This window comes from Streptomyces sp. NPDC007872, from assembly GCF_042868165.1.
In the GTDB taxonomy this organism is placed as follows: Bacteria; Actinomycetota; Actinomycetes; order Streptomycetales; family Streptomycetaceae; genus Streptomyces.
In genome coordinates this window covers 226,771-253,531 of sequence record NZ_JBIAEA010000001.1, presented here as the reverse complement: position 1 = coordinate 253,531, position 26,761 = coordinate 226,771, and the positions used below count along the sequence as shown (strand labels likewise).

Sequence of the window (26,761 nt, the reverse complement as noted above, 5' to 3'; positions counted from 1 at the left end):
TCCGAGGAGATCCGCCATGTCCTTCCTGGTGATCGGCGAGTGCGTCGCCGACGTCGTCCGCGCGCCCGGCACCGCCGACCGCGTCCACCCCGGCGGCAGCCCGGCCAACGTCGCGTACGGCCTGGCCCGCCTCGGCCGGGACGTCACCCTGCTCACCCAGCTCGCCGACGACCCCGCCGGGCGTCTGATCGGCGACCACCTGAGGGGCGCGGGCGTACGGGTGGAGGTCGGCGGCCTCCCCGAGCGCACCCCGTCGGCCGTCGTGGGCCTCGACGCGGAGGGCCGGGCCACGTACGCCTTCGACATCGTCTGGACGCTGGAGGCCGGGGGGCTGCCCGCGCGGGCGCCCGCCCATGTGCACATCGGCTCGATCGCGGCCGTCACCGCCCCCGGCGCGGCGGCCGTCCTGACCGTGACCGAGCGGCTCCGCGACCGGGCCACGGTCAGCTACGACCCCAATGTGCGTCCCGGACTGATGGGGGAGCACGGCTCGGCCGTCGCCCGCGTGGAACGCTGCGTCGCCCTCGCCGACCTGGTCAAGGCGAGCGACGAGGACCTGGCCTGGCTGTATCCCGGGGAGGACCCGGAGGCCGTCGCCACCCGCTGGCTGGCCCTCGGCCCGGCCGTCGTCCTGGTCACCCGGGGCGCGGCCGGCTCCTTCGCCGTCACCCGGCACCACACGGTCGCCGCCGGGGCGCCCCGGGTCGACGTCGTCGACACCGTCGGCGCGGGCGACTCGTTCATGTCCGCCGCCCTGGACGCGCTGACCGTACGGGACCGGGCGGCCCTCGGCGCGCTCTCCGCCGGGGAGTTGACCGGGCTGCTCGCCCGGGCCGGGGCGGCGGCGGCCGTGACCGTCTCCCGGGCCGGGGCCCGGCCGCCGGACCGGGCCGAGCTGGACGCGGCCCGCGAGGACCCGGCCGGGACGTGACGAGGCCGTGGCCCCCGGAGGAATCCTCCGGGGGCCACGGCCACGGGTGTCGCTTCGGCGCGGGGACCGTCAGTAGGCCGGGGCCAGCTTCGGGTTCGGGCCGTACGCGTTCTGCTGCTGCTCGCCCTCGGTGCAGTTGAAGACCAGCAGGATGATGCCGCCGACGAACGGGACCAGGGCTATGAGGAGCCACCAGCCGGAACGGCCGGTGTCGTGGAGGCGCCGGACGGACACGCCGAGGGAGGGCAGGAAGATGCCCAGGGCGTAGAGGGCGTACAGCAGCGGGAAGGTGCCGATCAGCAGGTCGACGGTCGCGAGGACGGCGATCGCGATCAGGTTGAAGAGCGCGAACATCCAGAATTCCTTGCGGCGTGCCCGGCCGCTGAACACCGCGTACTTCTTGAGAACGTCGAGGTACCAGTTCACTTTGTCCCCCCAAGGACCGGGTGTGCGAGCAGGAGCCTGTCCCTGTGGAGCAAGCTTTACGCAGAACTTATGTGGCCGAAAGCGGATGGGTCAATTCGTTACCTTCCAGGTGCGGTTCACCCGCGGGCACAGGAAACGGCGGCACCTCCTGGGAGTCGAGGTGCCGCCGTCACGGACGGGGATCAGCGGGGGGCCGGGGCGGAGCCGGACGTCACGTCCTCTTGCTCTTGCTCATGAGCAGTCCGCCGGCGGTGAGGGCGAACAGGCAGACGCACGCGCCGGTGATGACGTTGCTGAGGATCATGCCCGTGTCGGGCCCCCGGGAGACGACCCACGGCGAGACGATCAGCCACGCGCCCAGCAGCAGGACCACGAAGTTCAGGTCCTGCGACCGCTCGGGGACCATCGACATGCACAGGCCGAGGACCGCGAGCGCGATGCCGACGACCAGGTTGCTGAGGGCGAGTTCCGGCCGGGCGGCGGCGAAGTGGACCGTCCACGCGGAGATCGCGGCGTAGACGCCGGCGAGGATCACGAGCTCCTCGACCGCCGCCACACCTCGGGTCTGGAGCATGCGGGCGTATCGGTCCCGCATTTCCGGCGCGTCCGGGTGTCCCGAGATGTCACCGGGGCGATGAGAGACGTCGGCCATGTGACTCGCCTCCTTCTGGCGTCTTGCGTGTCGGGCCGCGTGTGCGGCGAATGCGCGCCGCTGTTCCATTGTGCTCTTATCTGGCCTTTATGTGTAGTTCTGGCCCTGAGGGATGTGCACAGAATTCGGACACCGGTTGTGCCGGGTTCCGCCAAAAGGAGCCGCTCGTTCGCCGGAGACCCGGCGTAGCCCGGAAGGGAACTCGGGGAATCGGCCTTCCAGCGCCGGGAGCGGGCGATGACCGGCATCGTGCGGAGAAGTTCCGATTCGGCGGACGAGACCCGTCCCTTCGAGGACGGCAAGGGCAGGCTGGACCTGCTGACCGGCGCGGACGGTCCGGTCGGCCGCGCCGTGTTCGAGCCGGGCCGCGCACGTCGGGTACGTCGTCGGCGGCCGGTTGGAGGTCGTCATGGACGACGGCGAGACCGAGGAGTTCGGACCCGGCGACTTCATGCGGGTCGAACCCGGTCACGACGCGTGGGTCCTCGGCGACGACCCGTGCGTGGTCCTCGACCGGGCGGGCTTCGGGGACTACGCCAAACCTGCCTGACCTGCTCGGCTCGTCCGGCCCGCTCGGTCCGCCCGGTCCGTGGCCGTGCGCCTCAGTGGTGGCCGAACCTCACCCCCTCCCACGGCACCCGGTCGTACGGGAAGGACTCCGGGCACCGCTGGTCGAGCGAGCGCGGTGCGGCCGGTTCGATCACCGGATCGGCCCCCTCCACCCGCAGCAGCCACCCGGCCAGCGCCTCCCGCAGTCCGTCGGCCACCTCCCGGTGCGAGACGAGGCCCACCAGGTTCTCCAGTTCGTACGGGTCGGAGGCCAGGTCGTACAGCTCGGTCTCCCGGTAGCGGCCGGCCGCCGGCTCGCGCCAGGCGTCGGTCCCGGGCGGCGCCGACACCACGTACTTCCACCGCTCGGTCCGCACCGCCCGGCCGACCTGGTCCTCGCTGATCTGGACGAAGACCGACTCGGGACGGTCCGGGTCCGTCCCGCCGCCGACCAGCGGCAGCAGCGACCGGCCCTGCACCCCCTCGGGCACGTCGAGCCCCACCGCCTCGACCAGCGTCGGCATCAGGTCGGCCGTGGACACCGGCCGCCGGACCAGGCCGCCGCCCCGGAAGCCGGGGCCGGTCAGCGCCCACGGCACCCGCACCGAGGAGTCGTGCGCCGACCGCTTGTACTCGGAGTTCCGCGTACGGAAGTGGGAACCGTGGTCGGCGGTCCAGGCGAGGACCGTGTCGTCCTCGATGCCCAGGGAGCGCAGCGCGTCCCGGAGCCGGCCCACCCCCTCGTCCACCCGCTTGACCTGCCCGAGGTAGCCGCCGACGTGCCGGTGCGCGCCGCCGTGCGGGGCGCCGGGGCTCAGCGCGGCGAGGTCGGGCGGCAGCCAGCGGCCCTCGTACCGCTCCCGGTACCCGGCGGGGGCCGGGTAGTCGTCCGTCGGGTTCTGGTGGTGCGGTTCGAGCAGCGAGAGGAAGAGCAGGAACGGCCGGTCGTGGTGGTCGGCGACGAACCGGATCGCCGCGTCGACGAGGGCGTCCGAGCGGTAGCCCGGCAGCCGGACCGGCTCGCCCTCCTCGTCGTGGACCACCGTGCGGTACGCGTCCGAGGTGAACTCCAGCCGGTCCGAGGCCAGCCAGTGCGCGTAGCCGCCCCGGCGCCCGGGCGGCACGGGGCCGTCCGGGTTCTCCTCGCCGGCCAGGTGCCACTTGCCGATGTAACCGGTCGCGTACCCCGCCGCGCCGAGGACCGAGGCGAGGGTGGGGACGTCCTCCGGCAGCGGGAGGCCGTTGCGGAAGACCCCGGTGGAGGTCGGCCAGCGGCCGGTCTGCAACGCCGAACGGGCGGGCGCGCAGACCGGGTTGGGGGTGATCGCCCGCTCGACCAGCGTGCCCTCGCGGGCCAGCCGGTCGAACTCGGGGGTCACCCCCGCCGGATTGCCGTGGACGCCCGTGGTGTCCCACCGCTGCTGGTCGGTGAGGACCACGATCACCCGGGGCGGGACGTTCGTCATACGGCGGCGGTCTCCGCCGCACCGGCAGCCGTACCGGCAGCCGTACCGCCAGCCGCGCCGTCCGCCGTGCCCGCCGCGTCCGTCGTCGAGGCGCCGGAGGCGATGCCGAACGCCGGGTCCGGCACGGACTCGGGCGCGAGCAGCACCGAGGAGCGCCCGTCCACGCCGACCGGCACGTCGCCGTCGATGGTCACCCGGCGCAGCTTGCGGTCGTGGTCGTCGGAGTCGTCCACGCCGTAGTGCTGGGTGGCGCGGTTGTCCCAGATGGCGACGTCGCCGACCTGCCACTGCCAGCGGACGGTGTTCTCCGGGCGCTCCACGTGCCGCTGGAAGAGGGCGAACAGGTCCCGGGAGTCGGCGCCGGTCAGACCGCTGATCCGCTGGACGAAGTTGCCGAGCAGCAGGGTCCGCTCACCGGTCTCCGGGTGGACCCGCACGACCGGGTGCTCGGTCAGGAACTTCGTCGAGGCGAAGACCTCGCGGAAGCGCACGAGCTGTTCGGGCAGGGTGCCGGGGCGCAGGGCCGCGTAGTCGTAGTCGTTGGAGTGCACCGCCCGCAGGCCGTCGGCCAGCTTCCGCAGCGACTCGGGGAGGTTCTCGTACGCGGTCGCCGTGTTCGCCCACAGGGTGTTGCCGCCGTACGGCGGGATGACGATCGCGCGGAGGATCGAGAAGGCGGGGTAGGCCGGGACGAACGTCACGTCGCTGTGCCACTGGTTGGCCCGGCCGCCGTAGTCCGAGTCGATCGGGAAGGAGTAACGGCCGTCGGCGGAGGGGACGGTGGGGTGGGCGACGGGCGTGCCGAGGAGCCGGCCGAACGCCTCCTGCGCCTCCTCGTCCAGGTGGCCCTGGTCCCGGAAGAAGACGACCTTGTGCGCCAGGAGCGCGGCGCGGATCTCGGCGACGGTCTCGGCGGGCAGGTCGCCGCCGAGGCGGACGCCGGAGATGACGGCGCCGAGGCGGCCGCCGACCTTCTGGACGGTGATCTTCCGGACGTCGGGGGAGGTGGTGGTCGACATGACGTGTCCTTTCGGGAAGTGCGGGAGTTCAGGAGCCCCGGAGCGGGTCCGGAGCAATTAATCTCGGAGAGGAAGTAATGAGCCGACGGAGGGGTCGGTATGGACGTGCGCGTCCGTCGTGCGTACGCGCCGTCCGGGCCTGCGGAGCGGGGTGAAGGGCCCGGAGCGGTGCGGACCGGGACGGTGCGGACCGGGTGCGGGAGGACGCTGTTCGGACGCGGCGGATCCGGAAGGGCCGGACCACGGGGGCGGGACCGGCGGACCGGTCGCGCGAGGAGTCGCGAGGGTCAGGCGCCGCGGAGGGCGGGACAGGAGGGGGTCGCGAACATGTCCCGGAGCCTCGCAGCGGCCGCCGCCGCGCGTCAAGCGCCCGTCCGCTCCCCGAACCGCCGCCCCCGGTGGTTGAATCGGCGCCTGCCCGGCGCCGCCGATCCGGCCTCCCCCACCCCGCAGAACCCCACGTGACCAGCGATGTTCCCCTTCCGGAAGGGGAACGCGGCCGGTATCGGACGGCGCAGGACGGCCGCGCCGGCGACCGCCCGGGATTTCACACCGCCGCAACAGTGACCGGAGAGGTACCCATGACCACGAGCACCCCGCACGGCTCCCGGATGGCCGGTGACGGCAGACGCGAGACGAACGCCGCCACCGTCCTGCGGACCGTCCTCGACCACGGACCGGTCGCCCGCGGCGCCGTCGCCCGGCTCTCCGGCCTCAGTCCCGCCGCCGTCTCGCGCCAGGCCACCGACCTCACCCGGCTCGGCCTCCTGCGCGAGCTGCCCGAACTCGCCGGGGGCGGGGGAGTGGGGCGGCCCCAGATCCCCGTCGACCTGCACGTCGGCGTCACCGGAGGACCCGTCGTCGGCGGCGTCCACCTCGGCGTGCCCGGTTCGACCTTCGCCCTCGTCGACCTGCGCGGCCGGGTCCTGGCCCGCCACACCCACGCGCACGAGGGCATCGCGCCGGACGCCCTGCCCGGGGAACTCGCCCGCGAGCTGCGGGGCTTCCTCGACGAGCACACCCGGGGTCGCCCCCTGCTCGGGGTCGGCGCCGCGATCGGCGGCTGGGTGGACCCGGCCGAAGGGGTGGTGGTCCGGCACGACGCCCTCGGCTGGCGCCGCCGGCCGCTCGCCGCCGAACTCGCCCGCGGCCTCGGCGGACGGACCGTGCGCCTGGACAACCACGCCCGCTCCATCGCCCAGTCGGAGATCCTCTTCGGCCGGCCCGCCGCCCGCCGCAGCCTCGTGCACCTCTTCGTCGGCAACGTCGTCGACGCGGCCGTCGGACTCGCCGGGGTCGTGCACCAGGGGCCCGGGGCGGCGGCCGGCGACGTGGCGCACCTGCCCGTACCGGACTCCACGGCCCCCTGCCCCTGCGGGCGTTCGGGCTGCCTGGAGGCGACCGCGTCGAACACCGCCCTCGGGCGCACCGCCGTGCGCCGCGGCATCGTGCCCGAGCCCGACACCTCCCTGGTGGTGGACGCGGCGGCGGCCGGGGACCGGCGCGCCGACCGGCTGCTGCGCGAACGGGCCCGCGCGGTCGGCCGCGCGGTGGCGCTCCTGCTCGACGTGCTCAACCCCGACCTGGTCGTCGTGACCGAGCAGGCCAGCGTCATCGAACCGGACTACCTGGAGGAGATCCGGGGGGCCGCGATCGACCTCTCGCACGTCTGCGGAGACCCCGAACGCATCGTCAGTCCACATGCCGGACCGGCCACACTGCCCGTCGCGGCGGGCACGGTTCTGCTGAACCCCCTGTTCAGGAGGCCTCTTGAGACCATCGAAGAGCTCCTGCCGGCAGGGGCGGACGACTGATGTCGTCTCGGAATGCGGTCAACGCCGGTTGACCACTGCGCGAAGCCGCTGTCATATTGCTCCCGTGAATCCGGACATGCGCCTCATCTCCCGCAGGCACGTCGACCTCTGTCGACAGGCCAGCGCGGTCTGTGCCGTCCGCGCCTGACCCCGGCGCCGGTCGTCGCACCGGCCGCACCGCTCCCGTACCGGCCCCGCAGGCCCCGGGCCGCCCGCCGCACCCCCGTCACCGACGGCCGGCGAGCGCCCCGACGTTCCGCCCGCCGGCCGGACGCGCCACCACGGCTCCGTGACGCGAGGGGGCCGAAGCCTCCACCGGCTCCGTGACCCCCGGTCCCCGTCGCCGTGATCCTCCGCACCGCTCCGCACCCGGTTCCGCGTGCTTCCGCATCCCCGTACCCGGATCCGCGCACCCCTCTCCACCCCGTCGTGGTTCCTTCCTTCCGCAGCGGAAGGAAATCCGCGCACCCCGCGGACCTCCACCCCTTTCACAGGCAGGCATCGATGACCGAGCTGTACCCCACCACGCCCACCGCCCTCTCCCGGCGCACCACCCTGCGCGCCGCGGGCGGCGGCACCCTGCTGCTCGGGCTCGGCCTGGCGGGCTGCCGCTCGGCGGTCTCCGAGGCCGAGTCCCCGGCGCCCGGCGCCGAGGCGACCGCGGAGCCCCGGCGCGGGGGCACCCTCACCGTCGCCGTCAACTCGGACTTCACGCCCAGCCTGCTCTTCGCCCAGAGCAGCCAGTCGCTCCAGCAGCGGCTCGTCTACAACACCCTCGTCCGCTACGACGACCGGTTGCAGCCGCAGCCGGAGCTCGCCACCTCCTGGGACTACGCCGAGGACGGCCGCTCCATCACCCTCAAGCTGCGCACCGGCGTCACCTACCACGACGGCCGGCCCTTCACCGCCGACGACGTGATCTTCGCGGTGAAGAACCTCCAGAACCCGCTGCGCGCCGCCCAGTTGAGGGCCACCGCCGCCGCGATCACCGGCTTCGAGAAGCGCGGTGACCACGAACTCGTCCTCACGCTCGCCCACCCGGTCAACAACCTGTTCGACCTCTTCGAGTTCATGATCATCACCGACCGGAACAGCGTCGAGGACGCCGTCGCCGGCAGGAAGCTCAACGGCACCGGCCCCTTCAAGCTCACCAAGTGGAGCCCCGGCACCGGCCTCGGCTTCACCCGCAACGAGAAGTACTGGCAGCCCGACCGCCCCTACCTGGACGCCGTCGAGTTCCGCGTCATCGCCCAGGCCGACGCCCTCCTCTCCTCCCTGCGCACCGGCCAGAGCCAGCTCTCCTACGGCGTCCCCGGCCGGAACCTCGCCGTCCTCGCCGCCGACCCCGAGCTCGCCATCAGCGAGTACGCCACCGGCGGCGGCGCCCACTACCTCGGCGTCAACACCACCGTCGCCCCGCTGAACGACAAGACCGTCCGGCAGGCCCTCGCCTGGGGCGTCGACCGCGAGCGGATCCTCAAGCAGGTCCTCGGCGGCTACGGACTCGCCTCCGCCACCCCCTGGCCCAAGTCCTCGCCCGCCTTCAGCGAGGCCGGCCGCACCCACTACACCTACGACCCGGGCAAGGCCCGCGAACTCCTCAAGTCCGCCGGCCACACCAAGCTCGACCTGCCGCTCCTCCACATCAACCTGCCCGGCGACACCGCGGTGGCCGAGGCCATCCAGTACGACCTCAAGCAGATCGGCGTCCAGGTCACCCTCGAACCGACCGACCCGGCCACCGCCCAGAAGAACCTCATCTCCCAGTCCATGCCCGGCCTCTGGACCATGAGCCACGGCTTCGCCCAGGTCCAGCCCTCCACCCTGGCCGTCAGCGCCTATCCCTTCAACGAGGCCAAGAACACCTCCAGGTTCCGCTCCGCCGCCTACACCAAGGTCGTCCGCGAGGCCTGGACCACCCCCGAGACCGGCGCCCGCGCCAACGCCCTGCGGCAGCAGATCACCGACACCCTCCTCGACGAGGCGTTCATCATCGACCTCGTCATCCGGGGCTCCGTCCAGGTCGCCGCCAAGAAGCTGCACGGCGTCACCCTCAACAAGTTCGCCTACCTCAACCTCGACGACGCCCACCTGGCGGGCTGAGATGCGCGGCTACCTGCTGCGGAGGATCCCCTCCGCGCTCCTCGTCCTCCTCGTCGCCTCCTTCGTCGCCTTCGCCGTCCTCCGGCTCGTCCCCGGAGACCCGGCGGCCGTCCTCGCCGGACCCGACGCGAGCGCCGAGACCGAGGCCGCCATCCGGGCGCGCCTCGGCCTCGACGAACCCCTGCCCGCCCAGTACCTCCGGTGGCTCGGCGACCTCCTCACCGGCGACCTCGGGCCGTCCTACGCGATCGGCGGACAGACCGCCGACCTGATCGGCGACGGCCTCGGCGCCACCGTCGAACTCACCCTCGCCGCCCTGCTGTTCGTCGTCGTCCTCGGTGCCGTCTTCGGCATCCTCGGCGCCACCTCCCGCAGCCGCTGGGTGCGCACCGCCGTACGGGTCGTCACCACCGGCGCCCTCGCCGTGCCGCCCTTCGTCACCGGCGTCCTCCTCGTCCTCCTCTTCTCCGTCCTCCTGGGCGTCCTGCCCCCGGGCGGCCGCGTCCCCCTCCTCACCGCACCCGACCTGGGCGTCCAGTACCTGCTGCTGCCCGCCCTCTGCCTCGCCCTGCCCAGCGCCGCCGTCCTCGGCCGCTACCTCAAGGACGGCATCGAACGCGCCCTGGGCGAGGACTACGTCCGCACCGCCACCGCCGCCGGCATCGCCCCCCGCCGGCTGCTGTGGCGCCACGCCCTGCCGAACGCGCTCCCGCCCGTCGTCACCCTCCTCGGCATGCAGACCGGCAACCTCCTCGGCGGCGCCGTCCTCGTCGAGGCGATCTTCGCCTGGCCCGGCCTCGGCCAGCTCGCCGAACAGGCCCTGGTCCGCCGGGACTACCCCGTCGTCCAGGACCTCCTGCTCCTCCTCGTCACCGTCTTCGTCCTCGTCCAACTGCTCACCGACCTCGTCCACGCCTGGCTCGACCCCCGGATCAGGTGGGAGTGACCGCCATGACCACCCTCACGAAGGCCGCACCGCCCCTCGCGCGCCGGCCCCGCCACCCCTACCGGGCCGCCCTCGCCACCGCCCGCGGCCGCACCGGACTCGTCCTCGTCGGCCTGGTCGTCCTCGCCGGACTCCTCGCCCCGCTGCTCGCCGGCCACGGCCCCACCGACCAGAGCGGTCTGACGCTCGCCGGCCCCGGCACCCCGGGACACCCGCTCGGCACCGACGACCTCGGCCGCGACCTGCTCTCCCGGCTGCTCCACGGCATCCGCGCGGACCTCGGCATCATCGCGATCGCCGTGCCGCTCGGCGCGCTCCTCGGCTGCCTCTTCGCCCTGGCCGCCGCCGCGCACCCGATCGCCGACACCGTCGTCCAGCGCGCCTTCGACCTGATCCTGGCCTTCCCGGGACTGATCCTGGCGCTCGCCATCACGGCGATCCTCGGCCCCGGCCGACTGCCCGTGATCATCGTGATCGCCCTGGCCGAGATCCCCGTCTTCGGACGGCTGCTGCGCACCGGGATCCTCGTCCAGCGCGGCCGGGAGTACGTGACGGCCGCCCGCGTCGGCGGCTCCTCCGGCGGCCGGATCCTCACCCGGCACGTCCTGCCCAACGCCGCCGACCCGCTCGTCGTCCAGATCGCCGTCTCCCTCACCGTCGCCGTCTTCATCGAAGGCGCCATGAGCTTCCTCGGCGTCGGCGTCCGGCCGCCCGAGCCCACCCTCGGCGCCGTCCTCAGCCAGTCCATGCCCTATCTGGCCCAGGCCCCGCACTTCGCCGCCGGACCGCTCGTGACCGTGACCGCGCTCGTCCTCGGCCTCTCCCTGACCGCCGAGGCACTGAACCGGGAGATACGCCGATGACCACCCCTCCGCTCCTCGAAGTCCAGGGCTTGGACGTGGGGTTCACCACCCCCGACGGCCGGCCCCTGCACGCCGTGCGGGACGTCTCCTTCACCCTCCGCAGGGGCGAGACGCTCGCCGTCGTCGGCGAGTCCGGCTCCGGGAAGTCCACCACCGCCCTGGCCCTGCTCCGGATGCTGCCCGGCACCGGCCGGATCACCGGCGGTTCCGTCCTCCTCGACGGGGAGGACCTCGCCACGGCCACGGAGGACCGGCTGCGGGAGGTGCGCGGCGCACGGATCGGCATGATCTTCCAGGACCCGATGACGGCCCTGAACCCCGTCCTCAGCATCGGCCGCCACCTCGACGAGGTGCTCAGGGCGCACGGCGACCGGAACGGCAGGACCGCGAACGGCACCAGTACCGCCACCAGTACCGACAAGACGGCCGACGGCTCCGGAGACCCCGGCCGCTCCGAGAGCCCCGGCCGCCCCCGCCGCCCCGGAAGCACCCGTCGCGACAAGGCCGCCCGCCGCGCCCGCGCCGTCGAACTCCTGCGCCTCGTCGGCATCCCCGACCCCGAGCGCCGCCTCGACGACCACCCCCACCAGTTCTCCGGCGGCCAGCGCCAGCGCGTCCTCATCGCCATGGCCCTCGCCGGCGAACCCGACGTCCTCCTCGCCGACGAGCCCACCACCGCCCTCGACGCCACCGTCCAGGACCAGATCCTCACCCTCCTCGGCGACCTCACCCGTACCACCGGCACCGCCCTCGTCCTCATCACCCACAACATGGGCGTGGTCGCCCGCGCCTGCGAACGCGTCCTCGTCATGTACGGCGGCACCGTCGTCGAGGACGGCCCCACCGCCGAGGTCCTCGCCCGCCCCCGGCACCCCTACACCGCCGGCCTCCTCGCCGCCGTGCCCCGGCTCTCCGCGCCCTCCGGCACCCGCCTCACCGGCATCCCCGGCACCCCGCCCGACCTCTCCCTGCCCCTCGCCGGCTGCGCGTTCGCCGCCCGCTGCGCCCTCGCCGAGGACCACTGCCACACGACCGCGCCCCCGCTCGTCGCCCTCACCGACACCGTCCGCGCGGCCTGCCTGCCCGCCGCCGAACGGTCCGAGCCGCTGCCGCCGCCCCCGCCGCCCGCCCGGATCGACCGGCCCGCGCCCGGCGCCGTCGTCCTGGCCGCCGAGGGGCTCCGCAAGACCTACCGGGGCCGGGGCCGCCGCACCTTCACCGCCCTCGACGACGTCTCCCTGACCCTCGCGGCGGGGGAGACCCTCGGCATCGTCGGCGAATCCGGCTCCGGCAAGTCCACCCTCGCCCGGGTCCTCGCCCACGCCCACCCCTCCGACGGCGGCCGGATCCTCCTCGACGGCCGGGACGTCACCCGCCCCGGGCGCGCCGAGCTGCACGCCGTGCGCCGCCGCGTCCAGATGGTCTTCCAGGACCCGTACGCCTCCCTCAACCCCCGCATGAGCGTCGGCGAGATCGTCGCCGAGCCGCTGCGGGCCTTCGGCATCGGCGCCCCGGCCGAGCGGGCCGACCGCGTCGCGGAGCTCCTCCGCCTCGTCGGCCTCGACCCGGCCGCCGCCGGCCGGCACCCGCGCTCCTTCTCCGGCGGCCAGCGCCAGCGCATCGGCATCGCCCGCGCGCTCGCCCCGGAGCCGTCCGTCCTCATCTGCGACGAACCCGTCTCGGCGCTCGACGTGTCCGTGCAGGCGCAGATCGTCGGCCTCCTCACCGACCTCCAGCGCGACCTGGGCCTCGCCCTCGTCTTCATCGCCCACGACCTGGCCGTGGTCCGCCAGGTCAGCCACCGCATCGCCGTGATGCACGAGGGCCGGATCGTGGAGACCGGCGCCGCCGACGAGCTGTGCGAGCGGCCCCGCGACCCCTACACCCGCGCACTGCTCGCCGCCGCGCCCGAACCCGTACCGCTCACGGCCGCGCCCGTGCCCGCGGCGGCGGAGGCGGTGTCCGCGTGAGCGCCTGCTGCACCCCCGGCCGCACCTGCGCGGGCGGGGGCGGCCACCCGGCCTCCGCCGAGCTGCTGCCCCTGCCGGCCGTACGGACCGCCCCGCCGGACCAGGCCCTGCTCGACCTGGCCGGCGGCACCTTCCGCATGGGCGACTCCTTCGGCGAGGGCTACCCCGCCGACCACGAGGGACCCGTGCGGGAGGTGACCGTCGCCCCCTTCGCGATCGGCGCCACCGCCGTCACCAACGAGCGGTACGCGCGGTTCGTCGAGGCCACCGGACACCGCACCGACGCCGAACGCTTCGGCTCCTCCTTCGTCTTCCACCTCCTGCTCCACCCCGCCGCCGGACGCCACGTCCTCGGCCGGGTCCCGCAGGCCCCCTGGTGGCTCGGCGTCGAAGGTGCCTCCTGGCACGCCCCGGAAGGGCCCGGCTCCGACCTCGAAGGCCGCGCCGACCACCCGGTCACGCACGTCTCGTACGACGACGCCCTCGCCTACTGCGCCTGGGCGGGCGTCCGGCTGCCCACCGAGGCCGAATGGGAGTACGCGGCGCGCGGCGGCCTCGACGGCGCCCGCTACCCGTGGGGCGACGACCTCACCCCCGGCGGCCGGGAGAGGTGCAACACCTGGCTCGGGGACTTCCCGCACCGCTCCGACCGGCCCGGCGGCCGCGTCGGCACCGTCCCCGTCACCGCCTACGAGCCCAACGGCCACGGCCTCTACAACACCTCCGGCAACGTCTGGGAGTGGTGCGCCGACGCCTTCGCCCCCGCCGACGCCTTCGACCCGACCGGTCCCGCGCAGACGGCCGAGCGCGTCATCCGCGGCGGCTCGTACCTCTGCCACTCCTCCTACTGCAACCGCTACCGGGTCGCCGCCCGCTCCCACAACACGCCCGACTCCTCGACCGGCCACGGCGGCTTCCGCGTCGCCCGCTCGCTCCTCCCGGAAGGACCCGCCCCCGCATGACCACCGGAATTCCCGGCGAAACCGCCCCGACCGCCCCCCGCCGCGACCCCTACGAGGGCTTCGCCGGGCGCGTCGGCCGCACCTTCGCCGAGTCCGAACCCGCCTGGCCCGCCCGTACCGCACCGCCCGCCAAGGCCCCCAACATCGTCGTCGTCCTCGTCGACGACATGGGCTTCAGCGACATCGGCCCCTTCGGCTCCGAGATCCCCACCCCGGTCCTGGACGCCCTCGCCGACGACGGGGTACGGCTCACCAACTACCACACCATGCCGCTCTGCTCGCCGGCCCGCGCCGCCCTGCTCACCGGCCTCAACCCGCACCGCGTCGGCTACGCCATGGTCGCCAACTCCGACCCCGGCTTCCCCGGCTACGGCATGGAGATCGCCGACGACATCCCCACCCTCGCCGAACTCCTCCACGACGCCGGCTACGCCACCTACGCCGTCGGCAAGTGGCACCTGGTCCGCGACTCCGCCTCCAACGCCGCCGACCACCGGGGCAACTGGCCGCTCCAGAAGGGCTTCGACCAGTACTACGGCGTCCTGGAGGGCCTCACCAGCCTCTTCCACCCGCACCAGCTCGTCCGGGACAACAGCCCGCTCGACATCGACGAGTTCCCCGACGACTACTACTACACCGACGACATCACCGACCAGGCGATCTCCATGGTGAAGTCGCTGCGCGCCCACGACCCCGACAAGCCCTTCTTCCTCTACCTCGCGCACAACGCCGTCCACGGCCCCCTCCAGGCCAGGTCCGAGGACATCGCCCGCCACCGGGGCCGCTACGACGGGGGCTGGGACGCCCTGCGCGAGCGGCGCTTCGCCGCCCAGATCGCCGCCGGACTCTTCCCGCCCGGCACCGAACTCCCCGCCCGCAACGGCGAGGCCGGACTCGACGTGCCCGCCTGGGACTCCCTCACCGAGGAACAGCGGCGGCTCTACGCCCGCTACATGGAGGTCTACGCCGCCCTCGTCGACAACATCGACCAGAACCTCGGCCGGCTCACCGCCACCCTCGACGCGCTCGGCGAACTCGACAACACCATCGTCGTCTTCACCTCCGACAACGGCGGCACCGGCGAGGGCGGCGCGGAGGGCACCCGCTCCTACTTCAGCCGCTTCGTCCACCACCCCCGCCTCCCCGGCGACTGGGACCCCGACGTCGACCGCGACCCCGAGCTGATCGGCGGCCCCCGCAGCCTCGTCCACTACCCGCGCGGCTGGGGCATGGCCTCCAACACCCCCTTCCGCCTCTACAAGGGCCACACCTACGCCGGCGGCGTCCGCGTGCCCTTCGTCCTGTCCTGGCCCGAGGGCGTCCGCGACGGCCGGCTCGCCGCCGGGCTCCGTCCCCAGTACCAGTACGTCACCGACATCGCCCCCACCCTCCTCGAACTCGCCGGCCTCGCCCGGCCGGAGAGCCGCCGGGGCGTCCCCCTCCAGGAGCCGGACGGCGTCAGCTTCACCCCCGTCCTCGCCGACCCCGCCCACGACTCCACCCACCCCGAGCAGTACTGCGAGATGACCGGCAACCGCAGCCACTACCGCGACGGCCACAAGCTCGTCACCCTGCACCGCCCGGGCACCCCCTACGACGACTCCGAGTGGGCCCTCTACGACATCCGGACCGACCCCACCGAGATCCACGACCTCGCCGCCGAACGCCCCGAGCTCGTCAAGGAGCTGTCGGCCGCCTGGGAGGAGGCCGCCTGGCGCAACGGCGTCTTCCCGCTGCCCGACCACAGCGGCGCCCTCGCCCGCCGCAACCCTGCCGAACAGCGCCTGACCCATCCCCTCACCCTGCTGCCCGGCACCCCCGAGCTGGAGCGCTACCGCTCCTCCCGGCTCGTCGCCCTGCGCTCCTTCGAGATCGCCGTCGCCGTCGAGGAGACCGGCGACGGGGTCCTCGTCTCCCACGGCGACCAGGGCGGCGGCTACAGCCTGTACGTGGAGGACGGGCGCCTGGTCCTCGCGTACAACGAGTACGGCACCCTCCACGAGACCGACGCCGGGCCCCTCGGCCCCGGCCCGCACGAGATCCTCGTCTCCGCCACCGCCGAGGAGGGCCTGCGCTGGCGGTTCGCCGTCACCGTCGACGGCGAGCACCGGGCCGCGCCCGACAGCGTGCGCCAACTGATCGGCATGGCCCCCTTCCAGGGCATCAGCGTCGGCGTCGACCGCAAGTCCCCGGTCTCCTGGCCGCTCCACGAACGCCACCGCTCCTTCCGCTTCACCGGCCGCCTCCGCTCCGTCACCTACCGGCCCGGCGTCCCCGGCCCCGACGCGCCCGAGGCCGTCGCCGCCGCGCTGAAGGAGGCGGCCGCGGCCTTCGAGTAGGAACCCGGCCCCGCGCCGGACCCAGGCCCCCCGGCCGGGTCCGGCACGGCGGTCCGGCACCATGCCCGCATGGAACGAGAACCGCGGGCCCACGCCTCCGACGCCTCCGGCCACCCCGACGTCACCGAGGCCGTCGAGGGCGAACTGCGCCTGCTCGACCCGGCCGTGCGCTCCTCCCGCGCGCTCGCCACGGAACTCCTCGACCCCGAGTTCACCGAGGTCGGGGCCTCGGGCCGGCGCTGGACGTACGAGGAGATGCTCGCCGCCCTCCCCGACATGGCCGGCGACACCGGGGACGGGACGCACTACCGGCCGTCCGCCGTCACCGGGACCCCGCTCGCGCCCGGCGTCGTCCACCTCACGTTCGAGACGGTCCGCGACGGCCACCGCGCCCGGCGCAGCTCGCTCTGGCGCCGCGCCTCCGCGGCGGACGGCGGGCGCATGCGTATGTACTACCACCAGGCGACGCCCGTGCCCGGGGAGGACGGTCAGCCGTAGGCGTCCGTCACGCAGTCGGCGGCGCACCGCCCGTGCTCGTACCGGCGCCGCAGCGCCGCCGCCGCGTGCCGCCGCTCCACCCCGTCGTACCCGTAGCGCTCCTCCGCCGTCCGCACCACGGCCGCCACGGTGACGATCGCCGGCTCGCCCTCACCGGCGGCCCGCCGGGCCGCCGCGATCACCAGGTCCGCCGACCGCTGCAGGTCCCGGGCGTACTCCCGCTGGGCGAAGGCACGCGCGCGCGAGGCGGCGAACGGCCGCACCGACCACCCCTCGCGGAGCACGCCCGTCGCGATGAGCCCCACGGCGATCAGGACGACGAGCACCCCCACCAGGGCGTCGACGCTCCACCTCATCACCGGCCCCCTTCCGCGTGGACCCCTGATCTTAGGGGCCACCACCCCGGCGCACGAGCGCGCATTCGGCCGGGGAGCCCGGCCCGGTGCCGCGTCACACGTTCTTCATGTCCCGTGCATGGTCCGCCGGGGCGGGCGCGTCCATGATCGGCGGTGGGCCGCGCCCCGCCCCCGTACCCCGCCCTCCCGCAAGGAGCCCCGCCATGCCCAGCCGCCGCCGTTTCCTCGCCGGGTCCGCCGCCACGCTCGGCCTCGGCGCCCTGCCGGCGACCGGCACCGCCGAGGCGCGGGAGACCGGGACGGCACGGGAGGCGTCCGGGGCGGCCGCCGTCCGGCCGCCGAACCTGATCGTCGTCCTCGCCGACGACCTCGGGTACGGCGAACTCGGCGCGTACGGCCAGAAGCTCATCACCACCCCGCGCATCGACGCGCTCGCCGCCGACGGACTGCGGTTCACCGACGCCTACTCGACGGCCGCCGTCTGCGCCCCCTCCCGCTGCTCGCTCCTCACCGGCCTGCACACCGGACACGCGACCGTGCGCGCCAACCCGTCCGGCGCCCAGGGCTCCCTCACGGCCGCCGACACCACCTTCGCCCAGGTGCTCCGGGCCCGCGGCTACCGCACCGGCCTCGTCGGCAAGTGGGGCTTCGGGCCGGAGAGCGCCGGCCAGGACAGCCACCCCAACGCCCGGGGCTTCGAGGAGTTCCACGGCTACATCGACCACGGCCACGCGCACCAGTACTATCCGCAGTACCTCTGGCACGACGGCGCCAAGGAGACGATCCCCGCCAACGCGAACGGCGCCAGGGGCGCCTACGCGCCGGACCTGCTGCGGCGGCGGGCCCTGGACTTCATCGACCGGCACGCGGCCGAACCGTTCCTCCTGTTCCTCACCCCGACCGTGCCGCACGCCCCCAGCGACGTCCCCGACACCGGCGCGTACGCCTCCCGCGACTGGAGCGGGGCGAACAAGGGGCACGCCGCGCAGGTGAGCCTCTTCGACGCCCTCGTCGGCGACGTCGTCGACCGGCTGCGCGCCCTCGGCCTGGAGGACGACACCGTCCTCCTCGTCACCAGCGACAACGGCCCCCACGAGGAGGGCGGGGTCGACCCCGACCTGTTCGACTCCAACGGACCGCTGCGCGGCTACAAGCGCAACCTGTACGAGGGCGGGATCCGGGTCCCCCTCCTCGCCTGGGGCCCCGGCCGGATCCGGCCCGGCACCAGCGACCGCCCGACCCCGCTCACCGACCTCCTGCCCACCCTCGCGGAGCTCGGCGGCGCCCCCGCCCCCACCGACGTGGACGGCCTGTCGGCCGCGCCCCTCCTCACCGGCGGCACGGACCCGGCCCACCACGACCACCTCTACTGGTACCGCGACGAGAAGGGCGTCACCTCCCGCGCCAACGCCCAGGACGAGCAGCGCGCCACCTGGCTCGCCGAGGCGCTCCGCAAGGACCGCTGGAAGGCGGTCCGCTTCGCCCCCGTCCGCGACCGGGCGCTCCCCGACGACCGGTGGCAGGTCGAGCTGTACGACCTGGCCGCCGACCCCGGCGAGACCTCCGACCTCGCGGCCCGCCACCCGGCCCGGGTCACGGAACTGGTCGCCCTGATGCGCTCCTCCTGGCGCGACCAGTACCCCCGGGCCCCGTTCGGGGCGTCCCTGACGGTGCCGTCCCTCGCCGTCCCCGGAAGGCCCTTCACCGCCACCGCCGTGCTCGCCAACGGCTCGGCGCGTCCCTGGACCTCGGCCGCCCTCGCCCTGAAGGTCCCGGCCGGCTGGACCGTGCGCGCCACCACGGCCACCGCGGCGGCGCGGCTCGCCCCCGGCGCGCGGCTCACCGCCGCCTGGCAGGTCACCCCGCCCCCGGGCGCCCTGGCGGGCACCCCCTGGACGCTGACCGCCGAGGGCACCGCCACCGCCCCGGGCGGCCCGGTGCGGTACGCCGCTCCCGGCACCGCCACCACCCCGCCCCCGGCGCCCACCGGGGACGGCCACCTCTCCGACCTGCCCTGGATCAGCGCCGTCAACGGCTGGGGCCCGGTCGAGCGCGACGCCTCCAACGGCAAGAACGCCGCCGGTGACGGCACCCCGATCGCCTTCGGCGGCACCACGTACCCCAAGGGCCTCGGCGTCCACGCGTACAGCGACGTCGCCTTCCACCTGGGCGGCGTCGGCGACCGCTTCACCGCCCTGGTCGGCATCGACGACTTCTCGGCCCGCCAGAGCTCCGTCGGCGCCACCCGCGCCACGGTGTACGGCGACGACCGCGTCCTGCACACCACCGGCGTCCTGACCGCCGCCACCGGCCCCGTCCCCCTCGACCTCGACGTCCGGGGCGTCCGGGTCCTGCGCCTGGAGGTCACCGACGCCAACGACAAGACCTCCTTCGACCACACCTCCTGGGCCCTGGCCCGGATCACGGTCGTCTAGGGGGTTCACCGACATCGCGTCGCGAGCCCGGCCCGGCGGCGCGGCTCACGGCGTGGGCGGAGCGATCGCGCGGATGGCGCGCATCGACTCCTCGACCGACCGGGCACCGGCCTCGTGGCCGACCGACAGGGGTTCGCGCGGGTGGGGGAGGAAGGTGACCCGCACCCGTGGCCGGTGCCGGAGCGACGCGAGGGCCCCGGCACCCGTGATGGCACACCCGACGAGCGTGGCCTCGGGAACCGCGCCGAGGAGGCGGGCGGCGCCGCTGCGTACGCGTAACGTCCTGCCCCGGGAAAGGGTCCCCTCGGGGAACACGCAGACGCAGTCGCCCGCCCGGAGCGCCTCCACCGCCGCGTCCAGACCGCCGCTCTCCCGGCCGCGTTCGATCGGGATCTGCTGGAGGCGGTCGAGCACGGCGCCGAGGGGCGGTCTCTCCCACAAGGACCGCTTGGCCAGGAACCGGACCTGCCGGTGCCGACGTGCCGCGACGCCGACGACGAGGGCGTCCAGGGGCGTGTCGTGGTTGGCGACGATCAGGGTGGGGCCGGAGCGCGGGATGTGGTCCGACCCCTCGACGTGCAGCGGTCCGCGCCCCTCCACCACGACACGGGCCGTGGTCAGGGCGAGACGGTACGAGAGCCTCATGCTGGTTCCTCCTGGTCGAGAGGCGGGGGAGCGAGGACACGCAGGGCGCGGGACACGGACGCGAACTCCAGGTGGACGCGGTGTCCCAGGGGGTCCCCGTCGACGTGTACGGGCACGGGCCGGTCCGACCGGACGGTGAACCGGTCGACGTCGTGTGCGAACAGCTCACCGGAGCAGGGCTCGTGCGGTGTCCGGCCGGCCATGCGGGCGACCGAGCGGATCAGCGCGAGCGGGTTCACCGTCCGGCGGGCGCAGAGGTCCAGTCGCGTGTCGAAGGACGCGCGGGGCGTGGCGCGCAGCGGTCGGCGGCCCACATAGGTCCAGGGATCGCTGTTCGCGACGACCAGCCACCGTACGCCCTCGCACGGCGGGGAACCCGACCGCCGCAGCCGCAGCTCGGGCGGTGAACGCACGAGGAGGTGGCGTGCCGCCGTGCCCGCGGTGCGCGCGAGGCTCGACCGCCGTCCCCGCGCGCGTTGCTCCTCCACGTCCGCCACGATGGCGGCGTCCGGACCCACCCCCGCGGCGAAGAGGAAGTAGCGCTCGTCGACGCGGCCGACCCCGATCGTGCGGTACCGCGCGGTGCGCAGGTGACACCGCAGGACGTCGGTCGCGGTCCGGAAGTCCCGGGGGAGCCCCAGGGAACGGGCGAAGACGTTCGTCGCACCGCCCGGGACCACACCCAGGACCGGGACGCGACCGTGGACTCCGTCGGCGAGAAGGCCGTTCGCGATCTCGTTCACCGTGCCGTCGCCGCCCAGCGCGACCACCACGTCCACCTCTCGTCCCCGCATCGCCTCCCTGGCGAGCGCGACGGCATGGCCACGGCCCGTGGTCTCCGCCGTCTCGGTCCGCGTGATCCCGCGCAGCGCGTCGAGGAGGCAGTCGCGCCGGGCGCGGTCGACGCCCGTCGCGTGGGGATTCACTACAACCAGTGCCGACATCGAGGCAGAATACGGCCATCCGGGGGCGGTTCACGGACCGAAGGCGGATAATCCTTCGAAGGAGGTTCTCGCGTCCGCACACCACTGTCCTCGGCGTTCTCCGTGAGACATGATGGGTCGCTCCATGCGGCCGGTGCAACGGAGCCCCGTCCGCGCGTGCTCGGCGGGCGGCGATGGCGGAGCTGGCGAGGGACCATCTGGGGCGCATGACGTTCTCCAGCGCGCGGGCCGCTCTCTTCGTGAGCCTGCGGGCGCCCCTCTACGTCTTCAACATCGTCTCCGCGGAGGGCTGGGTCGACGACCGTCCGCTCGTCCTCGCGCTCACCCTTCTCGCCGCGGCGGTCGACGCGGGCATCGCCCTGCGCCTGCACCGTTCCGGGCGCGACCTCATGAAGGCGCGCGTACCGCTCGACCTGCTCTACGCGTGCCTGGGAGCGCTCGCCGTGCCTCCGACGTGGCCGTACTCCGGTGTGCTCCTCTTCCTGGTCCCGACGGCCATCGAACTCATCGCCGTACGAGGACTGCTGCTCGGCACGCTGTACGTCGCCACGGTGGACGGCGTCATGTACCTCACCCGCGTCGCGGCCGGCGCCGACCCCTACGTGTTCGAACTCCTCTTCTACGGCGTGTGGATGCTGGTCATCGGGGCCGTCGCGTTCGCCGTGACCGAACTCGCCGGACGGCAGCACCAGAGGCGGTTTCTGACGGAGCGCGAGGCGTTTCGCAACATGGTCGCCCTGCAGACGCGCAACGAACTCCTCCTCGGCCGTGGCGGAGCCGTGGTGGAGGCGCTCAACCGGACCTGGTACCAGCTCGAGGTGACACTGGGGGACACGGCACGCCGAGCCCACCACGAGTTCCGCCGTGAACAGCAGTGCCTCTCCGACAGAACCCGGGAAGAGGCCAGGTACCTGGCCGACATCCTCCTGGAAGCGGCGGCGGCACAGCGCGTCGGACGGCCCGCCGTCGCGGAACACCTGCACTTCACGATGGACAGGGAGCAACGCCTCCAAGTGCTGTCCCCCGCTCAGGCCGAGGTGCTGATGGCCGGGCTCGCCGCCCTCGACCTGACGGGACGACACCGGGCGGAGGTCCTCTTCAGCGACCCCGTCACCGGCGAGGCGCAACTCTCCGTCGGCGGCCGGACGCTGCACGTCCCTCCGGCGAAAGGGCGCAAGCTGGCGCTCGTGCCCGCAGCCGTGGTCTTCGGCTCCGGTTCCCTGCTGGCCCTCGTCAACCCGATCTACGCGGACCTGCCCCTCGCTCCCGTCCTCCTCACCGTGGCGACCACCGCCGCGCTGGGCCTCGCGGCCGAACGACGGAGAAGACGCAGACGGGAGAAGGGCCTCGGGACGGGGACGCGCGCACTCTGGCTCGCCACCCTGTTTCCCGCCCTCCTCGTCCTGGCCATGACGGCCGTGCTGCCCGTCCAGTGGAGGCTGGCGGACGGGCGGATCATCGTTCCCGCGATCGTCGGACTGACGAGCACGCTCTACATGGTCGGCATCATCTGGCCCGAACTGCCGCCCCGCCTGCGCCGGTGGACCATCGCGTTCTGCCTGGCCTGGACGCTCGTCGCCGTCCGGATGAATCCGTACGGCGCGCCGCCCTTCCGGTCGGTCATCGGCACCCTGATCATTCCCGCCAGCGTGGTCATGGCGGTCCTGGCCTTCGACAACAGGAACAGGGACCTGGGCCTGCGCCTCCACGACCAGTGGGTGGAACGCCTCCAGGCCACCGCCGAGGACATCAGGTCCCGTTGTTTCGAGGAGGAGATCGACTCGCTGCGGCGTCAGATCGTCCACGCCGCGGGCATGGTGGGTCGCGCGGAGGGCGAGTACGACGTGGCGGTTCCCGCCCGACTGCTCGCGGAGGCCAGGTCCTCCCTCCAAGCCCTGCGCCCCCGGGGCGTGGCGCACACCATCTAGGTCAGGAGTTCGCCGATGGGCCGCGTGGTCATTCTCGCCCTCGGATCCCGGGGCGACGTCGAGCCGTGCGTCGCCCTCGCCGGGGCGCTGCGGCAGGACGGTCACGACGTGGTGATCCACGCGCTGGACGACTTCCGGAACCTCGTCGGGCGTGCGGGCATCGACTTCGCGTCCATGCGGACGAGCCTTCCCCGCCCGGGGCAGGCGTCCCGGGCGGTGGACTGGGCGATGAGACACGCGCACCGCCACCCGCTCGTGGCCGTGGCGGGCGTGGGCCTGTGGCTGAAGGGCGTCGCGACCGACATCGCGCGATCGGTGACGCGCCGGACCCGCCCCACCGACACGGTCATCAGCGGGATCCTGACCCTCGACACGGCGCTGGCGCTCCGCGCCGCACTCGGATGCCGCGTCGCCGTGGCGCTGTTCGCCCCGTGCCTGCCCACGCGCGAGGGACCCAGCCTCATCGAACCGCTCAGGCCCGCGCACACCAGCGTCCTCAACCGGGCGGGAGGCACACTGGCGTGGTCGGCGGGCGCGTGGTGGTCCCGGCCGGGCGGTGCCGCCGCGCGGCGCGAGCTGGGCCTGACCGGGCGGCGCACCGAACGCTCCTTCCTCGGTCCCCCCGATGTTCCCGTCCTCCTCGCCGCGAGTCGCCTCCTCGTCCCCGTCGCCGCGGACTGGGGTACCGAGGTACGGCTGACCGGACCGTGGCACACGCCCGCACCCGACCGCCAGGACGTGCCCGAGGGCCTCGCGAGGTTCCTCGAGGAGGGCCCCGCCCCCGTCTTCGCGAGCTTCGGCAGCGTCGGACTGGTCTCGGACGTCCCGTTGTTCCTCGAAGCCGCCACGACCGCGGGCGTCCGCCTGGTCACCACCGTGCCACGGGGCTCCGGCACGACACCGGGCCGCGTCGGAGCGACGGCCTACGTGGTGGACGAAGTCCCGCACGCGTGGCTGCTGCCCCGTACCGCCGCGATCATCCACCACGGCGGGGCGGGCACCACGACGGCCGCGCTGCGTTCGGGCGTCCCCTCCACCGCCGTCCCGCACCAGTTCGACCAGCACTACTACGCCCGTCGGCTCGCCCTGCTCGGCGTCGGCCCCGTCCCCGTGCCGCGACGGAAGCTGGACAGCGCCGGGCTCGCGCGGACGATGGCGGCGATGACCCGCGCGCCCGAGGCGGTGGAGTACCGGCGGCGGGCGCTCCGGGTCTCGGCGGAAGCCGTGGGGGAGCGCGGCACCGAGGAGGCGCTGCGCGTGTTGAGAGCCGCCCGGCTGATCTGAACCCGTGTGGGCGGGCGGCGGGGCGGAGGCCCGTCGGCGTCGGCGGAGCGCGTGCCGCGGCCCGCCGCCCGCCTCACCCGCTTGTCGCGGAGTCCACGGACACCGGCAGTACGACGTGAGGGTAGGAGCGCAGGACCGGATAGAAGGCCCGGAAACGACGGACCGACGAGGGAGCGGCTCCGCAGGACCGGAGGAACGCGACCCACTGCCCGGCGTCTCGCGCACGGTGCGCGACCCCGATGTCGTCGTGCGCGGCGTGGTTCAGCAGATAGTCCCACGCCCGCCAGAACCGGCGTTCCGCACATGTCCCGGGTGCGTCCTCGACGACGACGACCGTCGACCGGGTCACCCGCAGGACCTCGCGCACGAGAGCCTCGGGACGCTCGGCGTGGTGGAGCACGAACACGAGCAACGCCGCGTCGAACGACTTGTCGGGGAACGGCAGCCTCTCCCCGTCGTAGAGCCGCAACGGCACCGCGGTGACGTTGTGGTCGACGACGTCGACCGCCGTCACCGAGAGCCTTCCGTCCGCGCCCAGGAGCTCCGCGACGCGACATCCCCCCGCCCCGACGTCGAGGACGCTGCTTCCCGCCGGCAGATGCGGCCTGATCCGCTCGACAAGGGGCTCCTCCCGCCAGTAGACCCGGGAGAAGGCACGTCCCACGCGGCCGAGAACACCCATGGGGCCACTATGGCGCGGCTGGTTCGGCGGCGGCAATGCCGCCTCGGTGGGCCGGGCGCGACCGCCGGCCCCGCCGCTCCGGACGAGGAGCCGGCCCTCGCGCACGAGTGCGCACGCGCCGCTCACCCATCGCTGCCGCCGTGGGGATCGTCCGTCGCCCGGAGCCCGAGCAGACGCCGCAGGAGAGGTCTCAGTTCCTTCTCGTGCGCGAGCCGCCGTCGCTCGCCCGTACGGAACAGTGCGACGGGCAGGAGGCGTCCCAGTGACTCGCGCAGGCTCCGGCGTTCGTAGGGCGACACGTCCGCGGCCGGAGCGCCGGCCGAGACCAGTGGAGGCGTGGCCCTGCTGCTCTCCGCGGCGGCGAGTGCGTCCCCGATCCGCGGCGGCGCGACGAAACCGACGGCGCGCCAGTCCACCGGCTCCCGGGGAGCCATGTCCCGGGGCGACTCCACCGCCCGGACGAAGTGCGCCGAGGACGGCACGTCGAGGTAGTCGAAGGCGTAGTCGACCCCTGCCTCCTGGCACCGCAGGGAGAGTTCGGGATGCGTGCGCGCGTACGAGCTCACCAGGATGATCACGGGCCGCCCCCTGCCCGCCGTTTCACGGATGTGCTGCGCGACCCTGGGGCCGAGGAAGCGGTCGGGCAGTTCACCGCGGCCCATGAGGGCCGGGCGTTCCCGGTCGTCCCGGCCGTCCAGTACGACGCTGTCGAACCGCTGCCAGTCCGTCTCCTCGAACGCCGCCTCGAAGCTGTAACCCACAACGGTGTGCCCGGCCGCGCGGAGCCAGCCGACACGACCGTCCAGGACGTCCTCGCGCTCGTCCACCACGGCGACCCGCACGCGTACCACCCCCGTCCCGCACTGTAGCGGCCGGTCCGCCGACCGGGGCCCGGCGCGGCGGGAACCGGACGGCCGCCGCTCGCAAAAACCACCCCTCCGTTTTGCGAACGCCCGAGTCCAGTCTGGCTCCAGAGCGCCTCGCACCGCCCTCTCCACGGGCGAGCGAAGCACCGTGCCCCGCCGGATCCGTCCGTTCCGGCCGAACCGAAAGGACCCGTCACCATGACCGGCCCGCGCGACCAAGCCCTCCTCTCCCTCCGCACCGCCCTGATCTTCGTGCTCGGCTTGCTGGCCGCCGCCGCGGCCGGAGGCCTGACCTACCTGAGTACGCACCGCGTTCCCGACGCCCTCATCGCCGCGGGTGTCGCCGCGGGAGGCGCGGTGGCCCTGTTCGGCACGATCATCGAGTAGGGCGGTCGCCCCGAGCGAACGGGCCGTTCCCGGAACCACGTCCGCCAGACGTGTACTTCGGTGCCCGGCTGCCGTTCCGAGAACAGGCCCGTCGGGGAGGCCGTTCGCAGCAGCCTCCGCAGGTCCGCCTCGAAGTCCTCCGGGCGGGCGCCGAAGAGACGCGGAGCCGAGTACGACATCGAGAACACCCGGGTGACCACGTCGTCCTCGGCGCGGTCGAGCACCTGCCCGCCGGGGACGACGAGGCGTTCGGACCCGGAGAAGTCCGCGCGGGCGGGGACCACGGCCTCCCCGCCCGGGGTCCCGTCCGGGAGCACGCCCCGGCCGGCCCGGCGGACCGGCCCCAGACACCGCGCCACGAGGCGACCGATCGCGGTGCGGGGCGCCGCCGGACGCGGAAACGCCCTCGAAGGACCGGACCTCCGTCTCGTCGTCGGCCACGGGGACCAGCGCCGGGCCTCGGCGAGCATCCCCCCGTCGGGGTCCACCCCGACGACCTCCTCGAAGAGGGGAGCGAGCGGCAGGGCGAGGGTGCCGGGACCGCACCCCACGTCGAGCAGGCGCTCCCGCCCGTCGAGCCCCGGCGCTCCGGCGAGGGCGTCTACGAGTCCCGGCGCGCAGGGCGGCCTCCCACGCCCGTAGCACGCGGCGGCGCCCGCGAACAACGTCTCGTCCCGCACCTGTCCGGCCGCCGTC

At 74.2% G+C, this 26,761-nt stretch carries 25 protein-coding genes; 15 read left to right on the top strand and 10 right to left on the bottom strand.

Annotation, left to right across the window (positions count from 1 at the left end; genetic code table 11):
- Positions 1-16 precede the first annotated feature (16 nt).
- Positions 17-931, top strand: coding sequence for a carbohydrate kinase (locus tag ACFYNX_RS01105; protein ID WP_388656261.1), 915 nt, complete (start codon positions 17-19; stop codon positions 929-931).
- A gap of 69 nt (positions 932-1,000) precedes the next feature.
- Here the strand turns inward: ACFYNX_RS01105 and ACFYNX_RS01100 are convergent, their stop codons facing one another.
- Entirely contained in the window at positions 1,001-1,357 is a 357-nt protein-coding gene (locus ACFYNX_RS01100) for a DUF805 domain-containing protein (RefSeq protein ID WP_388656258.1), read from the bottom strand.
- 211 nt (positions 1,358-1,568) lie between these two features.
- The gene (locus ACFYNX_RS01095) at positions 1,569-2,009 is read right to left on the bottom strand and encodes an SPW repeat protein (RefSeq protein WP_125658636.1); all 441 of its coding nucleotides are present in this window, start codon (positions 2,007-2,009) and stop codon (positions 1,569-1,571) included.
- Positions 2,010-2,418: 409 nt separating this feature from the next.
- Here ACFYNX_RS01095 and ACFYNX_RS01090 point away from each other — a divergent pair, with 409 nt between their 5' ends.
- Positions 2,419-2,559 carry a hypothetical protein gene (locus tag ACFYNX_RS01090; RefSeq protein ID WP_388656255.1) on the top strand — a complete coding sequence of 47 codons (141 nt, stop codon included), beginning with the start codon at positions 2,419-2,421 and terminating at the stop codon, positions 2,557-2,559.
- Positions 2,560-2,611: 52 nt separating this feature from the next.
- On the opposite strand, the gene ACFYNX_RS01085 is transcribed toward ACFYNX_RS01090, so the two are convergent.
- Together ACFYNX_RS01085 and ACFYNX_RS01080 are read right to left on the bottom strand one after the other, a co-directional pair.
- On the bottom strand, positions 2,612-4,024 hold the full coding sequence (locus ACFYNX_RS01085) for a sulfatase-like hydrolase/transferase (RefSeq protein ID WP_388656253.1): 1,413 nt from the start codon (positions 4,022-4,024) through the stop codon (positions 2,612-2,614).
- Positions 4,021-5,043 carry a TauD/TfdA dioxygenase family protein gene (locus tag ACFYNX_RS01080; protein WP_388656250.1) on the bottom strand — a complete coding sequence of 341 codons (1,023 nt, stop codon included), beginning with the start codon at positions 5,041-5,043 and terminating at the stop codon, positions 4,021-4,023. Before ACFYNX_RS01080 ends, ACFYNX_RS01085 begins: the two co-directional genes overlap by 4 nt.
- A 581-nt stretch (positions 5,044-5,624) precedes the next feature.
- Here ACFYNX_RS01080 and ACFYNX_RS01075 point away from each other — a divergent pair.
- From ACFYNX_RS01075 to ACFYNX_RS01035, 9 genes are all read left to right on the top strand, one after another.
- The gene (locus ACFYNX_RS01075) at positions 5,625-6,857 is read left to right on the top strand and encodes an ROK family protein (RefSeq protein ID WP_388656247.1); all 1,233 of its coding nucleotides are present in this window, start codon (positions 5,625-5,627) and stop codon (positions 6,855-6,857) included.
- Between the two features lie 76 nt (positions 6,858-6,933).
- Positions 6,934-7,005: a putative leader peptide gene (locus ACFYNX_RS01070; RefSeq protein ID WP_313896399.1), complete on the top strand. Its 72-nt coding sequence runs from the start codon at positions 6,934-6,936 to the stop codon at positions 7,003-7,005.
- Between the two features lie 356 nt (positions 7,006-7,361).
- Positions 7,362-8,960, top strand: a complete 1,599-nt coding sequence (locus tag ACFYNX_RS01065; protein ID WP_388656244.1) for an ABC transporter substrate-binding protein — start codon at positions 7,362-7,364, stop codon at positions 8,958-8,960.
- A 1-nt stretch (position 8,961) separates the two neighbouring features.
- On the top strand, positions 8,962-9,906 hold the full coding sequence (locus ACFYNX_RS01060) for an ABC transporter permease (RefSeq protein WP_365545410.1): 945 nt from the start codon (positions 8,962-8,964) through the stop codon (positions 9,904-9,906).
- Positions 9,907-9,911: 5 nt separating this feature from the next.
- Positions 9,912-10,769, top strand: coding sequence for an ABC transporter permease (locus tag ACFYNX_RS01055; RefSeq protein ID WP_388656241.1), 858 nt, complete (start codon positions 9,912-9,914; stop codon positions 10,767-10,769).
- Positions 10,766-12,739: an ABC transporter ATP-binding protein gene (locus tag ACFYNX_RS01050; protein WP_388656238.1), complete on the top strand. Its 1,974-nt coding sequence runs from the start codon at positions 10,766-10,768 to the stop codon at positions 12,737-12,739. Before ACFYNX_RS01055 ends, ACFYNX_RS01050 begins: the two co-directional genes overlap by 4 nt.
- On the top strand, positions 12,736-13,701 hold the full coding sequence (locus ACFYNX_RS01045) for a formylglycine-generating enzyme family protein (RefSeq protein ID WP_388656235.1): 966 nt from the start codon (positions 12,736-12,738) through the stop codon (positions 13,699-13,701). The genes ACFYNX_RS01050 and ACFYNX_RS01045 overlap by 4 nt, the downstream gene beginning before the upstream one ends.
- Positions 13,698-16,040 carry an arylsulfatase gene (locus ACFYNX_RS01040; protein WP_388656231.1) on the top strand — a complete coding sequence of 781 codons (2,343 nt, stop codon included), beginning with the start codon at positions 13,698-13,700 and terminating at the stop codon, positions 16,038-16,040. The genes ACFYNX_RS01045 and ACFYNX_RS01040 overlap by 4 nt, the downstream gene beginning before the upstream one ends.
- 69 nt (positions 16,041-16,109) lie before the next feature.
- Entirely contained in the window at positions 16,110-16,538 is a 429-nt protein-coding gene (locus ACFYNX_RS01035) for a nuclear transport factor 2 family protein (protein WP_365545422.1), read from the top strand.
- Here the strand turns inward: ACFYNX_RS01035 and ACFYNX_RS01030 are convergent.
- Positions 16,529-16,894, bottom strand: coding sequence for a hypothetical protein (locus ACFYNX_RS01030; RefSeq protein ID WP_388656228.1), 366 nt, complete (start codon positions 16,892-16,894; stop codon positions 16,529-16,531). The genes ACFYNX_RS01035 and ACFYNX_RS01030 overlap by 10 nt on opposite strands.
- Positions 16,895-17,097: 203 nt before the next feature.
- Here ACFYNX_RS01030 and ACFYNX_RS01025 point away from each other — a divergent pair, with 203 nt between their 5' ends.
- The gene (locus tag ACFYNX_RS01025; protein WP_388656225.1) at positions 17,098-19,329 is read left to right on the top strand and encodes a sulfatase-like hydrolase/transferase; all 2,232 of its coding nucleotides are present in this window, start codon (positions 17,098-17,100) and stop codon (positions 19,327-19,329) included.
- A 45-nt stretch (positions 19,330-19,374) separates the two neighbouring features.
- On the opposite strand, the gene ACFYNX_RS01020 is transcribed toward ACFYNX_RS01025, so the two are convergent.
- Together ACFYNX_RS01020 and ACFYNX_RS01015 are read right to left on the bottom strand one after the other, a co-directional pair.
- Positions 19,375-19,974 (bottom strand): lysophospholipid acyltransferase family protein, encoded by a 600-nt coding sequence (locus tag ACFYNX_RS01020; protein ID WP_365545430.1) that lies wholly within the window; start codon positions 19,972-19,974, stop codon positions 19,375-19,377.
- Positions 19,971-20,918, bottom strand: coding sequence for a diacylglycerol kinase family protein (locus ACFYNX_RS01015; protein ID WP_365545433.1), 948 nt, complete (start codon positions 20,916-20,918; stop codon positions 19,971-19,973). Before ACFYNX_RS01015 ends, ACFYNX_RS01020 begins: the two co-directional genes overlap by 4 nt.
- A gap of 206 nt (positions 20,919-21,124) precedes the next feature.
- Between ACFYNX_RS01015 and ACFYNX_RS01010 the strand changes: the two genes are divergently transcribed.
- Together ACFYNX_RS01010 and ACFYNX_RS01005 are read left to right on the top strand one after the other, a co-directional pair.
- Complete coding sequence (locus ACFYNX_RS01010) at positions 21,125-22,846, top strand: hypothetical protein (protein WP_388656221.1); 1,722 nt, start codon at positions 21,125-21,127, stop codon at positions 22,844-22,846.
- Positions 22,847-22,861: 15 nt separating this feature from the next.
- Positions 22,862-24,130 (top strand): glycosyltransferase, encoded by a 1,269-nt coding sequence (locus tag ACFYNX_RS01005; RefSeq protein WP_388656218.1) that lies wholly within the window; start codon positions 22,862-22,864, stop codon positions 24,128-24,130.
- Positions 24,131-24,203: 73 nt separating this feature from the next.
- Here the strand turns inward: ACFYNX_RS01005 and ACFYNX_RS01000 are convergent, their stop codons facing one another.
- Both ACFYNX_RS01000 and ACFYNX_RS00995 read right to left on the bottom strand, forming a co-directional pair.
- Positions 24,204-24,812 (bottom strand): class I SAM-dependent methyltransferase, encoded by a 609-nt coding sequence (locus ACFYNX_RS01000; protein WP_388656216.1) that lies wholly within the window; start codon positions 24,810-24,812, stop codon positions 24,204-24,206.
- A gap of 122 nt (positions 24,813-24,934) precedes the next feature.
- The gene (locus ACFYNX_RS00995; protein WP_388656213.1) at positions 24,935-25,654 is read right to left on the bottom strand and encodes a hypothetical protein; all 720 of its coding nucleotides are present in this window, start codon (positions 25,652-25,654) and stop codon (positions 24,935-24,937) included.
- A gap of 222 nt (positions 25,655-25,876) precedes the next feature.
- Here ACFYNX_RS00995 and ACFYNX_RS00990 point away from each other — a divergent pair, with 222 nt between their 5' ends.
- A complete protein-coding gene (locus tag ACFYNX_RS00990) occupies positions 25,877-26,065 on the top strand; it encodes a hypothetical protein (RefSeq protein WP_388657860.1) in 189 nt (62 codons plus the stop codon).
- On the opposite strand, the gene ACFYNX_RS00985 is transcribed toward ACFYNX_RS00990, so the two are convergent.
- The gene (locus ACFYNX_RS00985) at positions 25,972-26,745 is read right to left on the bottom strand and encodes a class I SAM-dependent methyltransferase (protein WP_388656210.1); all 774 of its coding nucleotides are present in this window, start codon (positions 26,743-26,745) and stop codon (positions 25,972-25,974) included. The two genes, ACFYNX_RS00990 and ACFYNX_RS00985, sit on opposite strands and share 94 nt — an antisense overlap.
- Positions 26,746-26,761: the final 16 nt, after the last annotated feature.

What these genes read in the sequence shown, in the direction of transcription:
- ACFYNX_RS01105 (WP_388656261.1), top strand. Translation starts at nt 17, where the DNA reads ATGTCCTTCCTGGTGATCGGCGAGTGCGTCGCCGACGTCGTCCGCGCG.
- ACFYNX_RS01095 (WP_125658636.1), bottom strand. Translation starts at nt 2,009, where the DNA reads ATGGCCGACGTCTCTCATCGCCCCGGTGACATCTCGGGACACCCGGAC.
- ACFYNX_RS01090 (WP_388656255.1), top strand. Translation starts at nt 2,419, where the DNA reads ATGGACGACGGCGAGACCGAGGAGTTCGGACCCGGCGACTTCATGCGG.
- ACFYNX_RS01085 (WP_388656253.1), bottom strand. Translation starts at nt 4,024, where the DNA reads ATGACGAACGTCCCGCCCCGGGTGATCGTGGTCCTCACCGACCAGCAG.
- ACFYNX_RS01080 (WP_388656250.1), bottom strand. Translation starts at nt 5,043, where the DNA reads ATGTCGACCACCACCTCCCCCGACGTCCGGAAGATCACCGTCCAGAAG.
- ACFYNX_RS01075 (WP_388656247.1), top strand. Translation starts at nt 5,625, where the DNA reads ATGACCACGAGCACCCCGCACGGCTCCCGGATGGCCGGTGACGGCAGA.
- ACFYNX_RS01065 (WP_388656244.1), top strand. Translation starts at nt 7,362, where the DNA reads ATGACCGAGCTGTACCCCACCACGCCCACCGCCCTCTCCCGGCGCACC.
- ACFYNX_RS01060 (WP_365545410.1), top strand. Translation starts at nt 8,962, where the DNA reads ATGCGCGGCTACCTGCTGCGGAGGATCCCCTCCGCGCTCCTCGTCCTC.
- ACFYNX_RS01055 (WP_388656241.1), top strand. Translation starts at nt 9,912, where the DNA reads ATGACCACCCTCACGAAGGCCGCACCGCCCCTCGCGCGCCGGCCCCGC.
- ACFYNX_RS01050 (WP_388656238.1), top strand. Translation starts at nt 10,766, where the DNA reads ATGACCACCCCTCCGCTCCTCGAAGTCCAGGGCTTGGACGTGGGGTTC.
- ACFYNX_RS01040 (WP_388656231.1), top strand. Translation starts at nt 13,698, where the DNA reads ATGACCACCGGAATTCCCGGCGAAACCGCCCCGACCGCCCCCCGCCGC.
- ACFYNX_RS01035 (WP_365545422.1), top strand. Translation starts at nt 16,110, where the DNA reads ATGGAACGAGAACCGCGGGCCCACGCCTCCGACGCCTCCGGCCACCCC.
- ACFYNX_RS01030 (WP_388656228.1), bottom strand. Translation starts at nt 16,894, where the DNA reads ATGAGGTGGAGCGTCGACGCCCTGGTGGGGGTGCTCGTCGTCCTGATC.
- ACFYNX_RS01025 (WP_388656225.1), top strand. Translation starts at nt 17,098, where the DNA reads ATGCCCAGCCGCCGCCGTTTCCTCGCCGGGTCCGCCGCCACGCTCGGC.
- ACFYNX_RS01020 (WP_365545430.1), bottom strand. Translation starts at nt 19,974, where the DNA reads ATGAGGCTCTCGTACCGTCTCGCCCTGACCACGGCCCGTGTCGTGGTG.
- ACFYNX_RS01015 (WP_365545433.1), bottom strand. Translation starts at nt 20,918, where the DNA reads ATGTCGGCACTGGTTGTAGTGAATCCCCACGCGACGGGCGTCGACCGC.
- ACFYNX_RS01010 (WP_388656221.1), top strand. Translation starts at nt 21,125, where the DNA reads ATGACGTTCTCCAGCGCGCGGGCCGCTCTCTTCGTGAGCCTGCGGGCG.
- ACFYNX_RS01005 (WP_388656218.1), top strand. Translation starts at nt 22,862, where the DNA reads ATGGGCCGCGTGGTCATTCTCGCCCTCGGATCCCGGGGCGACGTCGAG.
- ACFYNX_RS01000 (WP_388656216.1), bottom strand. Translation starts at nt 24,812, where the DNA reads ATGGGTGTTCTCGGCCGCGTGGGACGTGCCTTCTCCCGGGTCTACTGG.
- ACFYNX_RS00990 (WP_388657860.1), top strand. Translation starts at nt 25,877, where the DNA reads ATGACCGGCCCGCGCGACCAAGCCCTCCTCTCCCTCCGCACCGCCCTG.